This is a genomic window from Sphingomonas arantia (genome assembly GCF_042682045.1).
Lineage (GTDB): Bacteria > Pseudomonadota > Alphaproteobacteria > Sphingomonadales > Sphingomonadaceae > Sphingomonas_R > Sphingomonas_R arantia.
The window spans coordinates 448,915-465,956 of the sequence record NZ_JBHUGS010000003.1 but is presented as its reverse complement, the minus strand read 5'-3'; the positions used below and the strand labels follow the sequence as shown (position 1 = coordinate 465,956).

Here is a 17,042-nt window from a genome sequence, read left to right as displayed (position 1 = left end):
CGATGCCGTTTGCGGTGCGGGGCGCGGTGCGGATCTACTGGAAGCTGGACGGCGACGATGGCGCGCCGCCGCTGGTGCTGCTCAACTCGATCGGCACCGACATGGCGTTGTGGGACGCGTGCCTGCCCGCGCTGACGCGGCGGTTCCGCGTGTTGCGGATCGATACGCGCGGGCACGGGGCGTCGGATGCACCGGAGGGGGATTATACCCTGCCGATGCTGGCGGCGGACATGATCGCGGCGATGGATGCGGCCGGGATCGAGCGGGCGGCGGTGGCGGGCGTGTCGCTGGGCGGGATGATCGCGATGCAGGCGGCGTTGGATCATCCGGCGCGGGTCCACGCATTGGCGCTGATCTGCACGTCGGCGACGATGGATGCGGGTGCCTGGGCGCAGCGGATCGCGACCGTGCGGCAGGGCGGGACCGCGGCGATCGCGGACCTGGCAATGGGGCGGTTCCTGTCGCCGCAGTTCGCCGCGGCGCATCCGGCGGTGGCGGCGTCGCTGCACCGAGCGATCGTGGCGATGGCGGATGCGGGTTATGCCGGCGCGGGTGCGGCGATCCGCGACATGGATGTGATCGGGCGGTTGCCGGGGCTCGCATTGCCGGTGCTGGTGGTGGGCGGGGACCGCGATATTTCGACCCCGTTCGAGGGGCATGGCGCGCGGATCGCGGCGGCGATTCCGGGGGCGGAGGTGGCGCAGCTGGATTGCGCGCATCTGGCGCCGATCGAGGTGCCGGCGGCGCTGGCCGGGGTGATCGTGGCGTTCCTGGCGAAGGACCATGCGGTGGCAGGGGCGGCCGAGACGCTGTTCGAGGCGGGGCTGCGGAACCGGCGGCGCGTGCTGGGCGATGCGTGGGTGGACACGTCGCTCGCCGGGCGGACGCCGTTCAACGCGGAGTTCCAGGCGATGATCACGCGGATCGCGTGGAACGAGATCTGGGGGCGGCCGGGGCTGGACGATGCGACGCGGCGGTTGCTGGTCGTGGCGATCACCGCGAGCCTCGGGCGGTGGGAGGAGTTCGGGCTGCATGTCCGCGCCGGGCTGTCACGCGGTGGTTTTACGCGCGACATGTTGAAGGAGGTGCTGATGCAGACCGCGATCTATGCCGGGGTGCCGGCCGCCAATACCGGGTTTGCCGAGGCCGGGCGGATCATCGCGGAGCTGGATGCGGCCGAGGACGCGGCGGCGCTATAGCCCCTCGCCGCCGACCCACATCGCGTTGGAGAGCCGGCGGGCGAGCGACCAGGTCTGGTGGCGGATGTCGGGCACCGCGACGATTTCCCAGAAGGTGCCGCGCGTCATCGGTCCGATTGCGTAGAGCCGGTCCGACGCGCGGCCGGTGTCTTCCAGCACCGCGGACTGCGGATCGACGTCGATCCCGATACGGAGCGGGTCGGGCCGGATTCGGCCGCGGGCGAGCAGGTCGCGGAGCAGCGGTTCGGTCGTGCGGCCGATGTCGCCGAGCGGGCCGGTGCAGTTGACGATCCGGCGGATGGAGAGCGTGGTCGTGTCGTCGGAACCGCGCGGGCGGAAAGTGACGGTGGGTTGCGCGTCCGTCGTGGCGACCGCGACGAGCTTGCCCGCGACGATGTCGAGCTGGCCCGTGGCGCGCAGGGCGGCGATGCGGTCCGCGACCTGCGGCGCGAGGCGGTGGCGGTGGACGTCCCACCAGGGGCGGAGGTGGCGGAGGAAGCGCATCCGGTCGGCCGGGTCGGTCGCGCGCCACACCGCCTGGGTATGCGGGCGGAGCGCATCAACCGCGGCGCGCCAGCCGACCGTCGCGGCATGCGCGCGGACCTGCGCGAGCAGAGCGGAGGGGCGGCCGCGCGGGCGTTCGGACAGCGGGGCAGGGGTAAGATCGCCGTGCGGGCGGGGCAGGAGGCCGCGGCGCGACAGGGCGACGATGCGGCCGCGGAACCCGCGCGCTTCGAGGAGGAGCGCCACGTCGATCATCGTGAGGCCGCCGCCGAGCAGCAGGACGGTGTCGTCGTCGGACAGGCCGTCTGCGACGTCGGCCGCCCATGGGTCGGGGGCGTAGTGATCGCGCGTCAACGCGTCCGGGTCGATACCGGGCGGGGTGTGGGGCGGCAGGTTGCCGGATGCCAGCACGACGGCGTCGGCGGCGATCGCGGTGCCGTCGGCCAGCGTGACGACGGCCTGGTTGTCGTCGAGCGTCAGGCCGGTGGCCTCGCCCTGAACGATCGTGAGGCGGCCGTCGGAGCGGGCGGCGGCTTCGGCCAGAATGTCGGAAAGATATTGGCCGTAGACGAGCCGCGGGGCGAAGCCGCCGACATGGTCGGGATGATGGACGCCGAGCCAGCGATCGAAATGGCCGGGATCGTCGGGAAGCGCGCTCATGTTGCCGGCGCGGACGTTCAGCCGGTGGTCGGGATGCGCGGCGCTATAGGCGACGCCGACCCCGACGCGGGCGCGCCGTTCGATCAAGGTTGCGCGCGGCCCCTCGTGCCGCAGCAGGTTCACGGCCATCAATGCGCCCGCGAAGCCGCCGCCGACGATCGCGACATGATCGACGATCGGCGGTTGGGATGCGGGCGAGGGCGTGGGATCGTCGGGGATCGGGGGGCTCCTGATGATGCGATGACTTTATACGAAGTGCATGTCGCCGGTCCTGTGCGATGCGGCAAGGCGGAACTGGCAGGCGGCGGATCACGGCGGTGGAAGCTGATCCATGTTGGGACATTCGCGCGGAACGGGCGCTGGCGGCACCGGTTTAGGCTTTGCAACAGGAGGGCATTCGCGATGACCGACGGCGCGACGAACAGCGGGCAGGACGATGCGCCGCTCGCGACATCCAAGCATGGCGACCCGGCGGGCGAGACCGGCGGGCGGATGCGCGATACGGTGGGCGACCAGATCACGTCGCGTGCGGTGACGATCAACCGGCCGCGGACCGAACTTTATGCCTATTGGCGCGATTTCGCGAACCTGGCGATGTTCATGGAGAATGTCGAACGGATCGACGTGAAGGACGCGACGACCTCGCACTGGGTGGTCGCCGCCCCCGCCGGCAAGACGGTGGAATGGGACGCTGTGGTGACCGAGGACGAACCCGGCTCGCTGATCGCGTGGGAGAGCGCGCCGGGGGCGGACGTGCCGAACAGCGGGCGAATCGAATTCGTCGAGGCGCAGGGCGGGCGCGGCACGGTGGTGACCGCGACGATCCTGTACGATCCGCCAGCCGGCGTCGTCGGCAAGATCGTGGCGAAACTGTTCCAGCGCGAGCCCGCGATCCAGGCGCGCCGCGACCTGCGCCGGTTCAAGCAGCTGATGGAAACCGGCGAGATCAGCACCAACGCGATGAACCCGGCGCAGGCCGCGGCCAAGGAGGCTTAAGAGATGCGCGCACTTGCCTGGCACGGCCGCCACGACGTTCGCGTCGACACCGTCGACGATCCGGAGATCGTCAACAAGCGCGATGCGATCATCAAGGTCACGTCGACCGCGATCTGTGGTTCCGACCTGCATCTGTATGACGGCTATATCCCGACGATGAAGGCGGGCGACATCCTGGGCCATGAATTTATGGGCGAGGTGGTCGAGACGGGCCCGGGCAGCACGTTGAAGAAGGGCCAGCGCGTCGTCGTGCCGTTCACGATCGCGTGCGGGTCCTGCTACCATTGCGGGAAGCAGCAATTCTCCGCGTGCGACAACGGCAATCCGGCGGACAATCAGGACATCGCCGAGAAGCTGTACGGGCAGCCGATGTCCGGGCTGTTCGGGTACAGCCACATGACCGGCGGCTACGCGGGCGGTCAGGCTGAGTATGTCCGCGTGCCTTATTCCGACGTCGGGCCGATCGTGATCCCGGACGGGGTGGACGACGACAAGGTGCTGTTCCTGTCGGACATCCTGCCGACCGGGTGGCAGGCAGCGGAGAATGCCGACATCGAGCCGGGCGATACGGTCGCGGTGTGGGGTTGCGGGCCGGTCGGGCTGTTCGCGGTGCAGTCTGCGTTCCTGATGGGTGCGGCGCGGGTGATCGCGATCGATCATTTCCCCAAGCGGCTGGAACTGGCGCGGCGGTTCGGCGCGGAGACGATCAATTTCGAGGAGACCGCGACCTACGACGCGTTGATGCAGATGACCGGCGGGATCGGCCCGGACGCGTGCATCGACAGCGTGGGGCTGGAGGCGCACGGGCTGTTCGTCGACAATGTCGTCGATCAGATCAAGAAATCGACGTTCCTCGGTACGGACCGGATCCATTCGATCCGCCAGGCGATCGTGGCGTGCCGCAAGGGCGGGCGTGTGTCGATGCCTGCGGTCTATGGCGGGATCGTCGACAAGTTTCCGCTCGGTGCGTTGATGGAGAAGGGGCTGACGCTGAAGACGGGTCAGACCCATGTCCAGCGCTACCTGCCCGGCCTGCTGAACGCGATCATGGAGGAGAAGATCGATACGACCTTCCTGATCAGCCACCGGATGCCGCTGGAACACGGCGCCGAGGCGTACCGCATGTTCCACGACGAACAGAATGACGTGACCAAGATCGTGCTGAAACCCGGCATGGCTTCGGCCGCCGCCGCCACCGCTTGAAGGATCCCATCATGACCGAACGCAAATATGCCGTGATCACCGGGGCCTCGACGGGCATCGGTTTCGAACTGGCCAGCCTGGCCGCGGAGAATGGCTACGACATCCTGGTCGTGGCGGACGAAGCGTTGATCGAGGCGGCCGCCGCCGATTTCCAGACGCATGGTGGCGCGGTGGAGTCGCTCGAGGCCGACCTGTCGACGATTGAGGGCGTCGATGCGCTGGTCGCCGCGACGAACGGGCGGACGATCGACCTGCTGTGCGCCAATGCCGGGCGTGGGCTGGGCAAGGGGTTCCTCGATCAGGACGTCGCCGACTGGCGGCGGGTGGTCGACACCAATATCACCGGGACGCTGTATCTGTTGCAGTCCGTGCTGCGCGACATGGTGGCGCGCGACGACGGCAAGGTGCTGGTCACCGGATCGATCGCCGGGTTCATCCCGGGCAGCTATCAGGCGGTGTACAACGGGACGAAGGCGTTCGTGGACAGCTTCACCGACGCGATCCGGGACGAGTTGAAGGAGTCGAAGGGCGTCACGATCACGACGTCGATGCCGGGCCCGGTGGAGACCGAGTTCTTCGACCGCGCCGACATGATGGATACGTCGGTCGGCACGTCGGAGAGCAAGAGCGAGGCCGGCGACGTGGCGCGCGACGGCTGGGACGCGGTGATGGCGGGCAAGGACAGCGTCGTGTCCGGCTGGAAGAACAAGATCCAGGTCGCAATGGCGCATGTCACACCCGCGCCGATCCTGGCGCACATGCACCGCAACATGGCCGAGCCGGGCAGCGCGGAGTAAACAGGTTCGCTTGGATAGCTGGTGACGACAGGGCCCACGAGAGTAGACCGAACACTCTGCCTGGCCAGCTTTTCCGTGACATTGCAGCAAGTTGGCTTCGCGGTCCCGAGCCCGTTCACCCGTTGTTAGCTTCCGTGCGTTACGTCCGTAGAATATGGAAGGACGGAACATGCAGACCGGGTGCGTAGCGTGTCGGACGGAGCGTCGGACATTCGACATCGCCATGGCGTTCCAGCCGATCGTCGATGCCGAGACGGGACTGCCGTTCGCCTACGAAGCGCTGGTGCGTGGGCCGAATGGCGAAGGTGCGGGTGAGGTGCTGGGTAGTGTAGCACCCGAGGACCGTTATGCGTTCGACCAGCAGTGCCGGGTGGCGGCGATCGAGGATGCAGTCGCGGCCGGGATCCTCGATACAGAGGCGCGGCTGTCGATCAATTTCCTGCCCAATGCCGTCTACTCGCCCGTCGCCTGTATCCAACTGACGCTGAAGACCGCGCATGCAACGGAATTTCCGACCGACCGGCTGATCTTCGAGTTCACCGAGAGCGAGGAGATGGCGGACACCGACCATGTCGCGAACATCGTCGAGAGTTATCGAAAGATGGGGTTCGCCACCGCGATCGACGATTTCGGGGCAGGGCATGCGGGATTGCGGCTGCTCGCGAACTTCCAGACGGATTTCATCAAGCTGGACATGGACCTGATCCGCGGGATCGACGCCAGCCTGCCGCGTCGCCTAATCGTCGAGGGTGTCGTGCGGATCGCCGAGTCTTTGGATATCAGGGTGATCGCAGAGGGGATCGAAACCGTTCCGGAGTATGACGTATTGCGCGAGATCGGCGTGCGATATTTCCAAGGGTATCTGCTGGCGCGACCAGGTTTTCGGTGCCTGCCGACGATCGTGATGCCCGATCCGCCGCTGGCTGCGGTCGCCTGAGGGAGACTGTTCGGAACAAGTGCGCGACCAGACCGGGGTTGTGGGACTGTTCCCGCAACTCCGGTCTTTATGATCAGGCCAACGTCAGACCGACATCGACATTGCCGCGCGTTGCGTTGGAGTAGGGGCAGACCTCGTGCGCGGCCTTCATCAGCTTTTCGCCGTCCGCGCGATCGACGCCGGGGAGCGAGACGGTCAGGTCGGCAGTGATACCGTAGCCCCCTTCCGAGCGTGGGCCAAAGCCGATTTCGGCGGTGACGGTGGCGTCGGACGGGACCTTTACGCCCTCCTTGCCGGAGACGGCCTTCATCGCGCCCAGGAAGCAGGCGGAATAGCCCGCCGCGAACAGCTTCTCCGGATTGGCGCCGACGCCGCCGGGGCCGCCCATTTCCTTGGGCACGACAAGCTTCACGTCGACGGAGCCGTCGTCGGATTTGGCGGAGCCGTCACGGCCGCCGGTTGCGGTGGCGGTGGTCTTGTAGATCGGATCAACGGACATGGCGGTTTCCTTCGCTGGGATAAGTTCGGGACTGGAACGGCCGACCCGGTCTTGCGGCGCACGTCCAAAAGGCTGACGCGGCAGAACGGTATGGCGCGGCGGCCAGTCGAGGCCGCCCGTCAGCGTTCGCAGCGGGCGAGCGCCTCCTCGACTTGGTCGGCCCAGGCGTCGCGCGCCTCGTAGAGACCGAGCTGAGCTGCGGTGCGGGCGACGCGCTCGGCCGGGCTGGTGGGCATGGTCTGCTGGCGGAGCGGCTTGGGGCGGGCGGCGCGGAGGCGGCGGACGTCGGCGGCGGTGGGGCAGCGCGTGACTGCCGTGTCCGCTGGCTTGGCGGGCTTGGACCGGGTGGTGACCTTCGCGACGGGAGGGCCGACGAGCAGGACCGGGATGTTCGCGGCCGGGCGGACGGGCTTTGTGGCGCAACCGGTCAGGAGCCATGCCACGATCGTAGCCAGGACAAGGCGACCGGTCATTTCCAGCCGGTCCAGGCGGCGCGGCTGTCGCGTTCGATGATGCGTGCGTCGCCGGCGGCGGTGCCGGTGCTTTGTGTGGCACGGAGGCGCGAGATCTCGGCCTCGGTGTTCGCAGCGGGCGTGGGGCGGGCGGGGTCGGGTCCGGACGCGCCGCTGGCGAGCGTAGTTCGGGCGATCGCGCCGTCGCGTGCGGCAACGATCCGGTCGAACGCCTCGCCGGCTTCGTTCGGGAGTAGGGCGGATGCGCCGGGTTTGGCCTGCGCCTGAGCAATCCGTTCCAGCATAGCGGCCTGCCAGTCGCGCAGGGCGGCGGCTTCGCGGCGGGCGCCCATCCAGAGGCCGGCGAACAGCAGCAGGCCGGCGACCGCAACCGCCAGCCCGATCCGATTCATGAGGCCCGACCTGTGCCGGCCGGTGCGCGTCATCATGCCTGCTCCCATTATCGGGCGATCCTAGCGCACGGGGCGGCACGACACCATGCGGATGATCCGCGGTCCGGTGACGGGGGTGGGGGAAAATCAGATGGCGAGCGGCGCGACGTAGCCGGTCAGTTCGAGATAGCCGCGCCCGCCCTGGGTGCGCACCGCGCCCTCCCAATAGACCGGCAGGCCGCCGCTGCGCGCGTCGAGTTCCTGCGCATCGAACAGCGGGGTGAGGCGGTAGCGGCGGATCCCCTCGGGCAAGCGGACGGCGAGCAGTTGTTCGACCGGATAGACAGCACCAGTGCCGGGCGAGCGCCAGCGGCGGAGCGGGGTGAGCGCCACGTCACCGGGCGCGAACCGGACGATGCGACCGTCCGGCCGGCGGAGCGAGCCGCCCGCCCAGAGCGTGCCGCCGGACTTGGCGCGGATGCGGAACGCCATGAGCGCGGAGCCGTCGTCGAGGTTGAGGCCGGTCCAGTCCCAGCCGGCGGCGCGCGGATCGAGGTAGCTCGACGACCATTCGCGGTCGAGCCAGGCCTCGCCGGTGACGCGAACGGTGCGGCCGCCGCGCAGCACGGTGCCGGCGACCTTCAGGTGCGGGACCGAGTAATAGCGGCTGGCGTCGGCGGGGTTCGGGCCCTTGCGGCTGTAGCCGGCCTCGCCTTGGGCGAACGGCGGCTGGGTAGGGGTGAGGCTGAGCGCGAGGGTGAAGTCCTTGGCCGGGATGCGCGTTTCGAAGCGACCGGCGGGCGTACGGCGGAACGTCCAGTCGCGGATCGCGACCGCGGCGTCGCCGGTCGCGGCCTGCGCCAGACCGAAGCCGGCGCGGGCGGAGCGTTGGTCGTGGAGCAGCCGGCCGGTGGCGGGATCGGACAGGCCGGCGTGGGCGAAGACGATCTGCGACGGGTTGAACGCGCTGGGGTTGCGCGGATCGACGGGCAAGCGCGAGCGGAAGAAGGTAACCTGGAACCCCAGGTCGCGGCCGTCCGCGGTGCGCAGCCAGCCGGTCGCGTACCACCATTCGGTGCGGTAGGCGGGGTGCGCGCCGTGGTCCGCCGGGAAGGCAAGTGGCACACCCGGGCGCACGACCGGAAAGTCGCCGACGGGGGCAGCGGCGGCGAGCAGCAGGAGCGCGAGGAGGGTCCAGAGCCGGTGCATCACCAATCCTCCCGCACGGCCCGGACCGCATCGACCGCGACGGCGCGGCGGCCGGCGAGCATCGCGGTGGCCGCCGCAGCGACGATGAGCGAGGCGGCGACACCGACGATGAGCGGGATGGGGACGCGTGTGGTCATGGTCCAATTGAACGATTGCGGATTGACGACGTGGATCAGGATCTGACTGAGGCCCAGGCCCAGTGCGATTCCGGCGACACCGCCGACCGCGCCGAGAAGCGCGCCCTCCGCGCCCAGCATCGTGACGATCTGCCGCCGGCCCGCGCCGATGTGGCGGAGCATGCCGAATTCGCGGATGCGGGCGATGGTCTGCGCCGACACGGTGGTGGCGACGCCGGCGAGCTCGACAAGCACTGCGACCGCTTCGAGCACATAGGTGATCGCGAAGCTGCGATCGAACAGGGTGAGCGCGAAGGCGCGGAGCGTGGCGGGGCTGGCGACCTCGACCTGGCCAGCCAGCGCGGGCGGGGCGGCGGCGATGAGCGCGCGGCGGACGCGGGCGGGGTCCGCGCCAGGGGTGAGCGTGACGGCGCCCTCGTCGCGGAGCGTGTCACCGGTCAGCCGGCTGTAGGTGGCGGTGTCGATCGCGATCGCGCCTTGTTGCCGCGCATAGTCGCGCCAGATGCCGGCGACGGCGAAGCGCGTGTTGCGGCCGATCGGGAGGGGGAGCGTGTCGCCGCGGGACTTGTGCATCAGGCGGGAGGCGGGCTCGGAGAGCCAGACGGGGACGGTGCCGGCCGGGACCGCGGTGGTGGGGCCGATCAGCGGCAGTGTCGCGTCGATCGGGCGGGCGATCAGGATGGTGGCGGGCTGGCCGGGATCGAGCGTCAGCGGGACCTGGCGGGTGAAGGCGATCCGCGCGACGCCGGGGACCGCGCTGAGTTGTTTCTGGGCGGCGGGGTCGAAGCCGCCGGTGCTGCCCTCGACGCGGAGGTAGAGGTCGGCGGAGAGGATGTCGCCGAGCCAGTCGTCGACCGCGCCGCGGAAGCTGGTGACCATGACCGCCATCGCGATCATCAGCGCGGTGCTGGCGACGATACCGCCGAGCGCGACCGCCGCCTGACCGGGCGCGCCGCGCAGGTGGCGGATGGCGAGGTCGAAGGCCGGGCGGCCGGTGGCGTGCGCGTCGAATGGGGCGAGCAGGAGTCGTGCCGCCCATGGCATCGCCGCGACGCCACCGGCCAGGACGAGTGCCATCGCGGCATAGCCGAACAGTGGCAGGCCACCGATTGCGGGCAGCAGGGCCGCGACGACGCCTGCGCCGACGAGCGCGAGGGGGATGCGCCAGGCGACGGGCGTGCGCGGATCGACGACGTCGCCGGCGTTGCGGAGGGCCACCGCGGGGGCCGCGCGGGCTGCGGCGCGGGCCGGGATGATGCTGCCCGCGAGGGCCGCCGCGAGGCCGAGGCCGGCAAATAGCAAGGCCGCACCGGGGGCGAAGGCAAGTGCGGGGGCGACGCCGCCGAAATAGCCCGCGCCGAGATCGCCGCCGAACCGGGTCAGCGCGACCGAGGCGAGTGCGTAGCCGATCGCGAGGCCGAGCGCGGTGCCGACGAGGCCGACGACGAGCCCTTCGATCGCGACCTGGACGACGATGCCGGCGCGGGGGAGGCCGAGCGTGCGGAGAAGCGCGAAGCTGCGCAGGCGGCGGGTGACCGACAGCGACTGTGCGGAATAGACGAGGAAGCCGCCGGTGAGCAGCGCGACCAGCGCGAGCATGTCGAGGTTGACGCGGTAGGCGCGGCTGAGCGCGGCGCCTTGCTGGGCGTCGCTGTCGGCATCGGCGAGCGTGGCGGCGGAGGGGAGTGCGGTGGCGAGCGTGCGGCGGACCGCGGCGGCGTCCGTACCCTCCGCGAGTTTCAGGTCGATGCGGTCGATGCGGCCGATCCGACCGAAGCGCCACTGGGCGGCGGCGATGTCGATCACGCCGATCCGGCGGCCGGCCTCGACCCCGGGGAGGACGCCGGCGATGCGGAGGGGGAAGGTTCGACCGGCGGCGGTGACCGTGACGGTTGCGCCGACGCGCTGGTGGACTGCGTCGAGTGCGGCGCGCGAGAGGAACAGCGCGCCGAGATCGAACGCGCTGCCGGGGCCGCCCATCGGTTGCCCGACGAGCGCTGGGGTGACCTGTCCGGCGCGCAGGATGTCGAGGCCGAGCAGGGTGAGGTCGGCGCCGGCGGCGGTGGCCTTGAGCTGGACCACGGGGCTGGCATCGGCGACGCCGGGGTGGCGGGCGACCTCTGGGTAAAGCGTCTCGTCCATGCCGGCCGGGGTGGCGGCGCGGACCTGGAAGTCGGCCGCGCCGTTCACCGCGCGGACCGCTTGACCGAATGCGTCGAGCGCGGAGCCGTTGATGAGGTGGACCGCGAAGCCGAGTGCGACGCCGACCGCGATGGCGAGTGCGGCGGTGATGACGCGGGCGGGATGCGCGCGCCATTCGCCGAGGATCATCCAGCGGAGCGCGCGAGGCGGGGCAATGCCGCCCGCCGCCCGGTTAGCCGTCATGGGGGACAAGGCCGGTGGCGGTGAGCCGGAGGGTGCGGTCCGCGACGGCGGCGGCGACCAGGCTGTGCGTGACGATGACGGCGGCGGCCCCGCGGCTGCGCACCGCATCGGCGAACAGCGCGAGAATGCGGTCGGCGGTTTCGGGGTCGAGATTGCCGGTCGGCTCGTCCGCCAGGATCAGCGCGGGATCGTGGACGAGCGCGCGGGCGATGGCGACGCGCTGCAACTCGCCGCCCGACAGGTCGCGCGCATAGTCCGCGCCGCGGGTGGGCAGGCCGACGAGGTCGAGCATCGCATCGGCGCGCGCGGTGGCGGCGCGGGCGGCGGTGCGGCCGAGCGCGAGCGGGAGCGCGACGTTCTGGCGGAGCGTGAGATAGGGCAGGATGTGGAACGCCTGGAACACGAAGCCGATACGGTCGCGGCGCAGGCGGGTAGCGGCGGCCTCGTCCATTTCGGACAGCGCGGCACCTTCGACCGAGACGGTTCCGGTGTCGGGTTTGTCGAGGCCGGCGATGATGTTGAGCAGAGTGGATTTTCCGACGCCGGATTCACCCATGATCGCGACCAGTTCGCCGGGGCCGACGCTGAGGTCGAGGCCTTGGAACAGGGTGCGCCCGCCGGGGACGGACTTGGCGAGGCCGGTGAGGAGGAGGCGGGGAGGCATCAGGGCGTTTAACGCGGGGTGGCGGAAAGGGGTGCTGTCATTTTGTCCTTGGGGGTTCGGCGGCATGGCTGAATGTCCGGGCTTCGTCCTCTTCCGTCTATATCCAACACCGTTTGGTTCGAGCTTGTCGAGAACTCTGCGCAGGGTTCTCGACAAGCTCGAACCAAACGGGATTAAGGTTTGTGACCTGGTGGGACCTGCGACTAGGTCGGGTTCTCGACAGGCTCGAACCGAGCGGATGGGGGCAGTCCGTGCGGCCGTGACGCCCCCTTAGAACGCGTCCATCGGCACGAGGTGTGCGTAGGGGACGTGCTCCGCCTCTGGCGTTTCGACCGGTTCGCTGCCGCCGGGGCGCCAGCGGCGATGTTCGGTGTGGCGGGTCGCTGGACGGTCCTGGCCGTGAGCGACGGGGTGGATGTCGCGTGCGGTGAGCGTCGCGACGAGGTCCGCCATGGCGGCGTCGCGGTCGCGAACGAAGCGGCTGGCGAAGCAGCGCCAGATCGTCCAGCCGGCGCGTTCGAGCATGCGTTGGCGCGCCATGCCGTCGGGCCAGCGATCCGCGCCGTGCCACATGTCGCCGTCGCATTCGATCGCGAGGCGGCGGTCGTCCGTGCCCTCCACCACCATGTCGATGCGGCTGTTGCCGACCCGGACCTGCGTGTCGACGCGGTAGCGGCGCTGGACGAGCAGATCGAACATCTCGTTCGTAGCCGGACTCGCAGCGGTCGCGCGCGGCCTCCGTCACGGCGGGGTCGGTGGCGAAGGGGGCGCGGAAATGGTCGATCAGCGCGCGGCGGAGCTGGTCGGCGGGCTTCAGATCCTCCGGTTCGACCGAGCGGACCAGGATCATGCGGTCGCGGGCGCGGGAGGCGGCGACGTTGAAGCGTTGATCGTAGGCCGCGCCGGACAGCGCGCTGCTGCTGCGGTCGGCGATCATCGACACGAACATGATGTCGCGTTCGTCGCCCTGGAACGCGCTCGGTTCGCCGATGCGGATGTCGTGCGCCATCATCGTGTCGACGCCGTGCGTGCGTTCGATGGCCACGAACAGCGCGGCGGCCTGTTCGTGGCCGAGCAAAGTGGTGACGCCGATCGAGCGGCCCGCCATTGCCGGGTCCGCGACGATACGGCCGATCTCCTCGACGATGCAGTCGACCTCCGCCGGGTTGGTCTTGCCGCGCCGGACGCCGTCTTCGACCAGAATGTCGATCAGCGGCGGATCGAGGCGTTGCGAGGCGGAGGGGAGGCGGAGCGGGACAAGCTGGTGACTGTAGAACTGCGCCTTCGAATATTCGATGATCGGCGCGACGCAGCCAAAATGCTCCTTCAGCATGATCGCGCCGCCCGCGAACACGACGGTGCCGAGGTCGTAGAGCGACTTCTCCTCGCGCAGCACGGGGCGGTAGTCCGGGACCTGATCCGACAGGGGGCGCTGGGCGAGTTCGTTCATGCGCGCCTCCGGCCGGAAGCCGGCGTCGGGCGTGACCTGGCGGTCGTCGCCGACGATCAGCACCTGTTTGGCGCGGAGCAAAGCGGGGAGCGCGGCGACGGTCGATTGCGACGCTTCGTCGACGATGACGAGGTCGAACAGCCCGAGTTCGGGGGGCAGCGATTCGGACACGCGGTAATGCGGCATGATCCAGCAAGGGAGCGCTGCCTTCGCGCGGTCGGCGGCGACGCGGGCGTCCTCGCGGTAGCGGCCGGCCTTGATCCCCGTGCCCTTGCCGATGCGGCGCATGGCCTGCGCGTAGGCGGCGAGCGCGGCGCGGACCTGGTCGCTCGCCTGTTCGGCGAGGCGGCCCCAGCTGCGCAGTTCGATCGCCTCCTCGTAGGCGCGGCGGAGTTGTTGTTCGAGTTCGCCGCGGCGGTGGCCCGCCTCCGCCAGCGCGCCGTGGCGATCGATGCGGGTGAGCCAGCTGGCGATGCGGCGCAGGCGCCAGCGTTGCCGCCAGTCGCCGGGAGTGAGCGGGTCCTCGATGCCAGTCACTGGATCGGTGCGTAGCTGTTCGGCCCAAGCGGGGGCGCCGCTTTCGGCGATCAGCTCGGTGACGCGCGCGATGGTGGCGAAATGCGGAGCCAGCGCGGCGATGGCGTCGCGTTCGGCGAGCAGCGCGCGCCAGTCGGTGCGGAGCGCGGCGGCGTCCGTGTCGGGGTTGCCGACCCGTTTCGCCAGCAGGCGCAAGTTGTCGCCGAGCGGGCCGATGACGGGCTTTAGGGTCGCGAGCAGCGCCTGGCGTTGCGTCTGAGCGCCGAGGAGGTGGATGCGCTGGCGGTAGCGATCGAGCGTGTCGGTGATCGCGCGGATCGCGGCGCCGTCGCCGATCGTGCCACCCATGACGGTGCCGCGCCAGCCGGGGACGAGGCGGCGGAGTTCGGCATCGACCGCCCGTTCCTGTTCGACCAGCGTTCGGAGCAGCGCGATCCGGGCGAGTTGGCGGCGCATCGGTTCGGCGACGCCGGGCCCTGTGGCGGCGACCGGGTCGAGCGGGCCGTGTGCGGCGGCGTGGTTCCAGGCGGCGCGGAGCCGGAGCGCGGCGTCGGAAGCGATCAGATGGCGTTCGACCTCGGCCCAGTCCGCTGCGTCGGCCGGGGGGTGGCCGACCAGCCGGATGGCGGCGACGCGCTGATTCAGCGCACGGGCGAACAGGCCGGTGAGGAAGCCGGGTTCTTCGCCCTGCGCCAGTGCGGCGATGCGGTCGCGCAGGGGGCGGTCGTCGAGCGCGCCGTCAGGCAGGTCGACCGGGCGGGTGAGGAAGTGGCGCGTTTCGGCGACGACGTGGGCGATGTCGTCGGACAACCCTTCGAGCGCGACGAGGCCGTCCGCGGCCTGGTTGCGGCGCAGGTCGGCGAGGACGTCAGCGGTCCAGCCATGCGGGCCGTCGCCGATCTCGCGGTGGAGATTGGCGAGCCGGGCGAGCGCGTGCGCAGCGTCGGCGATGCGTTCGGGGGTGGCGTCGGGCGCAAGGGCCGCGGCGGCGGAGGTTTCGCGGCGGATCGCCTCTGCCTCCGCCAGCGCATCGTGCAGCGCGATCAGCGCGGTGTCGTCGGGCAGCGCGGACGGCAGGATGAGGCCGAGTGCGTTCAACCGCGGGCCGACAGATTTGCGCGCAACCCGGAGCTCGGTGATGTCGGCATCGTCGAACCCGGCCTCGTGCGATCGGATCGTGTCGATCGGGTCGGGCAGCCAGAGCGCGAGCGCCGGATCGGCCATCTGTTCGCGCGCGGCGCTGGCGGGGTCGATCATGCTGCCGTCGATTTCGACCGTCGCGGTGGCGGTGCGGCCGATGTCCTCGACCTGCCGGTCCACCTGCGCCAGGCCGCGGTGGAGCAGGTCGATGCGCGCGTCGGTGTCGGCGATCTGGCGGGTGTTTTCGGCGGGGCGGATGCGTTGCAGCCGTTCGGCGATGATATCGACCGATTCCTGGAACTGGCGCAGGCCGTCGCGGTCGCTGTCGAGCAGGCTGACCGCGAGCGGGCGAACCGAGGCGGGGAGTTGCGCGCGCAGGACCTTCAGCGCGGGGGCCTTTTGCGAGGTAACCAGGACGCGTTTGCCGAGTGCCAGATAATGGCTGACGATGTTGGCGATGGTGTGCGTCTTGCCGGTGCCGGGCGGCCCTTGCACCACCACGCCGGGGCGGTGGGCGAGTTGCTGGATCACCTCCACCTGTTCGCGGTTGAAGGGTTTGGGGAAGAACAGGTCCGCGCCCGATCCGTCCGAACTGGTGACGCCGGGCACGGTCGAGACGCCGCGATAGGCGGCCTGCGGCGGATCGACGCGTGCGGTGTCGGGATCGGTCAGCAGTGCGCGGACCGCGGGCGGGATCTCGGCCGGGTCGGTCGGGTCGGCAAGCTGCGTGCGGAAGGCGCGCAGGTCGTCCATCAGCATCGTGGCGCGACGCGTGCGTTCGAACAGCATCCAGCCGCAACCGACCGACAGCACGCCGTCGCCGGGCGGCGAGACGCCGTCGTGATCGGGCAGGTACAGCCCGTCCGCATCGAACAGCGCGACGGCGTGGCGCAGGATCGGCGCGTAGCCGTCGGGGTCGAACGGGGTCAGGCCGTCGCCGTCCTCGTCCGTCGCCAGCCGGTCGAGCGCGATGCGCGTGGCGCGCCGCCATTCGTCGACGGCGGGCAGTTCGAGCGCGTCGAGCGGGTCGCTTTCGATGCCGGGCGGTGTCGCGCTGCGCGGGCGAAGTCGGATGACGTGCGTGGCGGGGTCGATGCTCAGGTCCATCGCGACGGTGAGCAGCGGATGGTGGAGCCGCCCCTGCGGCCGGGCCCAGCGTGCGGGGCCGATGCCCCAGACCAGTTCGACCGGTGCGGCCGCGGCCCCGTCGAGCGCCTGGCGGAGCGCGAACAGCGCGTTGTAGAAGGCGATCGCGCGGCGGCGCGGGCGTTCCTCCAGCGCCCAGCCGTTCCAGGTTTCGCGGACATGATCGGCCAGCCGCGCGGTGACGCGGTCGCGGTGCGGATAGTCGGCGAGCGTCGTGAGTGCGCTGCCCGGCAGGTCGTCCGCGCCGATCAGTCCGGCCTTGCGGAGTGCGTCGGTCGGGCGTGCGTCGTGGAGCGTGGGGCGCGTGTCGATCGCGTCGGGCTGATCGATCCAGAGCGCGAGTTCGGCGTCGGCGGGAACGGGTGGCGCGTGGCGGGCGAGCCGGTCGACGCTGAGCCAGACCGGGTCGTCGTTGGTCCGCGCATCGACCACGACGCCGGGCATCCGCGCGACATCGTCCCCCGCGGCGCGCAGGCCGTTATAGTCCGCGACGTCGCTGACGATGGTCAGCCGGTCGTGTTCCGTCGCGGCGACATAGTCGATCAGCGCGACCAGTCGATCATGTTCGATAGTCATCGCGCGCGCGGACCCCCCGGTGACAAGTCCCTGCGCGGGCCTGTAGCGTCATCTCGATAGATATCCACAAGCATTGGTCAAGCCGGGATCGACGGTATACTATACTACATCCATTATGGACATTTCTCCTGATAGAACAGGACTTCCCAGCGGCCGGCC

Annotated in this window: 13 protein-coding genes and 1 pseudogene; 5 read left to right on the top strand and 9 right to left on the bottom strand. The window is 70.3% G+C overall.

Going from position 1 to position 17,042, the window contains the following annotated elements:
* The first annotated feature begins 2 nt into the window (after positions 1-2).
* Positions 3-1,199 carry a bifunctional 3-oxoadipate enol-lactonase/4-carboxymuconolactone decarboxylase PcaDC gene (pcaDC, locus tag ACFSGX_RS13605; protein WP_380930669.1) on the top strand — a complete coding sequence of 399 codons (1,197 nt, stop codon included), beginning with the start codon at positions 3-5 and terminating at the stop codon, positions 1,197-1,199.
* Here pcaDC and ACFSGX_RS13600 read toward each other — a convergent pair.
* Complete coding sequence (locus ACFSGX_RS13600; protein WP_380930800.1) at positions 1,194-2,540, bottom strand: FAD/NAD(P)-binding protein; 1,347 nt, start codon at positions 2,538-2,540, stop codon at positions 1,194-1,196. The two genes, pcaDC and ACFSGX_RS13600, sit on opposite strands and share 6 nt — an antisense overlap.
* A gap of 225 nt (positions 2,541-2,765) precedes the next feature.
* On the opposite strand from ACFSGX_RS13600, the gene ACFSGX_RS13595 reads away from it, so the two are divergent.
* The 4 genes from ACFSGX_RS13595 to ACFSGX_RS13580 all read left to right on the top strand — a co-directional run bounded on the left by ACFSGX_RS13595 (position 2,766) and on the right by ACFSGX_RS13580 (position 6,296).
* A complete protein-coding gene (locus ACFSGX_RS13595) occupies positions 2,766-3,359 on the top strand; it encodes an SRPBCC family protein (RefSeq protein ID WP_380930668.1) in 594 nt (197 codons plus the stop codon).
* Positions 3,360-3,362: 3 nt separating this feature from the next.
* A complete protein-coding gene (locus tag ACFSGX_RS13590) occupies positions 3,363-4,562 on the top strand; it encodes a zinc-dependent alcohol dehydrogenase (RefSeq protein WP_380930667.1) in 1,200 nt (399 codons plus the stop codon).
* Positions 4,563-4,573: 11 nt separating this feature from the next.
* A complete protein-coding gene (locus ACFSGX_RS13585; RefSeq protein ID WP_380930665.1) occupies positions 4,574-5,359 on the top strand; it encodes an SDR family NAD(P)-dependent oxidoreductase in 786 nt (261 codons plus the stop codon).
* A 169-nt stretch (positions 5,360-5,528) separates the two neighbouring features.
* Complete coding sequence (locus ACFSGX_RS13580; RefSeq protein ID WP_380930663.1) at positions 5,529-6,296, top strand: EAL domain-containing protein; 768 nt, start codon at positions 5,529-5,531, stop codon at positions 6,294-6,296.
* Between the two features lie 73 nt (positions 6,297-6,369).
* Here ACFSGX_RS13580 and ACFSGX_RS13575 read toward each other — a convergent pair whose 3' ends face one another.
* The 8 genes and pseudogenes from ACFSGX_RS13575 to ACFSGX_RS13540 all read right to left on the bottom strand — a co-directional run.
* Complete coding sequence (locus ACFSGX_RS13575) at positions 6,370-6,795, bottom strand: organic hydroperoxide resistance protein (RefSeq protein WP_076070347.1); 426 nt, start codon at positions 6,793-6,795, stop codon at positions 6,370-6,372.
* Positions 6,796-6,914: 119 nt separating this feature from the next.
* Positions 6,915-7,268: a hypothetical protein gene (locus ACFSGX_RS13570; protein WP_380930660.1), complete on the bottom strand. Its 354-nt coding sequence runs from the start codon at positions 7,266-7,268 to the stop codon at positions 6,915-6,917.
* Positions 7,265-7,696, bottom strand: coding sequence for a hypothetical protein (locus tag ACFSGX_RS13565; RefSeq protein WP_380930658.1), 432 nt, complete (start codon positions 7,694-7,696; stop codon positions 7,265-7,267). The genes ACFSGX_RS13570 and ACFSGX_RS13565 overlap by 4 nt, the downstream gene beginning before the upstream one ends.
* Before the next feature lie 90 nt (positions 7,697-7,786).
* The gene (locus ACFSGX_RS13560; protein WP_380930656.1) at positions 7,787-8,848 is read right to left on the bottom strand and encodes a lipocalin-like domain-containing protein; all 1,062 of its coding nucleotides are present in this window, start codon (positions 8,846-8,848) and stop codon (positions 7,787-7,789) included.
* On the bottom strand, positions 8,848-11,370 hold the full coding sequence (locus ACFSGX_RS13555; protein WP_380930654.1) for an FtsX-like permease family protein: 2,523 nt from the start codon (positions 11,368-11,370) through the stop codon (positions 8,848-8,850). Before ACFSGX_RS13555 ends, ACFSGX_RS13560 begins: the two co-directional genes overlap by 1 nt.
* Positions 11,360-12,034, bottom strand: coding sequence for an ABC transporter ATP-binding protein (locus ACFSGX_RS13550; protein ID WP_380930653.1), 675 nt, complete (start codon positions 12,032-12,034; stop codon positions 11,360-11,362). The genes ACFSGX_RS13555 and ACFSGX_RS13550 overlap by 11 nt, the downstream gene beginning before the upstream one ends.
* A 270-nt stretch (positions 12,035-12,304) precedes the next feature.
* A complete protein-coding gene (locus ACFSGX_RS13545; protein WP_380930799.1) occupies positions 12,305-12,733 on the bottom strand; it encodes a hypothetical protein in 429 nt (142 codons plus the stop codon).
* A gap of 199 nt (positions 12,734-12,932) precedes the next feature.
* Positions 12,933-15,914: pseudogene (locus ACFSGX_RS13540) on the bottom strand (DEAD/DEAH box helicase); the annotation flags it as partial.
* Positions 15,915-17,042 lie beyond the last annotated feature (1,128 nt).

Excerpts from the sequence above, each read along its gene's own strand:
- ACFSGX_RS13570 (WP_380930660.1), bottom strand. The coding sequence starts at position 7,268 with ATGACCGGTCGCCTTGTCCTGGCTACGATCGTGGCATGGCTCCTGACC.
- ACFSGX_RS13595 (WP_380930668.1), top strand. The coding sequence starts at position 2,766 with ATGACCGACGGCGCGACGAACAGCGGGCAGGACGATGCGCCGCTCGCG.
- ACFSGX_RS13585 (WP_380930665.1), top strand. The coding sequence starts at position 4,574 with ATGACCGAACGCAAATATGCCGTGATCACCGGGGCCTCGACGGGCATC.
- ACFSGX_RS13590 (WP_380930667.1), top strand. The coding sequence starts at position 3,363 with ATGCGCGCACTTGCCTGGCACGGCCGCCACGACGTTCGCGTCGACACC.
- ACFSGX_RS13550 (WP_380930653.1), bottom strand. The coding sequence starts at position 12,034 with ATGCCTCCCCGCCTCCTCCTCACCGGCCTCGCCAAGTCCGTCCCCGGC.
- ACFSGX_RS13580 (WP_380930663.1), top strand. The coding sequence starts at position 5,529 with ATGCAGACCGGGTGCGTAGCGTGTCGGACGGAGCGTCGGACATTCGAC.
- ACFSGX_RS13575 (WP_076070347.1), bottom strand. The coding sequence starts at position 6,795 with ATGTCCGTTGATCCGATCTACAAGACCACCGCCACCGCAACCGGCGGC.
- ACFSGX_RS13565 (WP_380930658.1), bottom strand. The coding sequence starts at position 7,696 with ATGATGACGCGCACCGGCCGGCACAGGTCGGGCCTCATGAATCGGATC.
- ACFSGX_RS13545 (WP_380930799.1), bottom strand. The coding sequence starts at position 12,733 with ATGTTCGATCTGCTCGTCCAGCGCCGCTACCGCGTCGACACGCAGGTC.
- ACFSGX_RS13555 (WP_380930654.1), bottom strand. The coding sequence starts at position 11,370 with ATGACGGCTAACCGGGCGGCGGGCGGCATTGCCCCGCCTCGCGCGCTC.
- ACFSGX_RS13560 (WP_380930656.1), bottom strand. The coding sequence starts at position 8,848 with ATGCACCGGCTCTGGACCCTCCTCGCGCTCCTGCTGCTCGCCGCCGCT.
- pcaDC (WP_380930669.1), top strand. The coding sequence starts at position 3 with ATGCCGTTTGCGGTGCGGGGCGCGGTGCGGATCTACTGGAAGCTGGAC.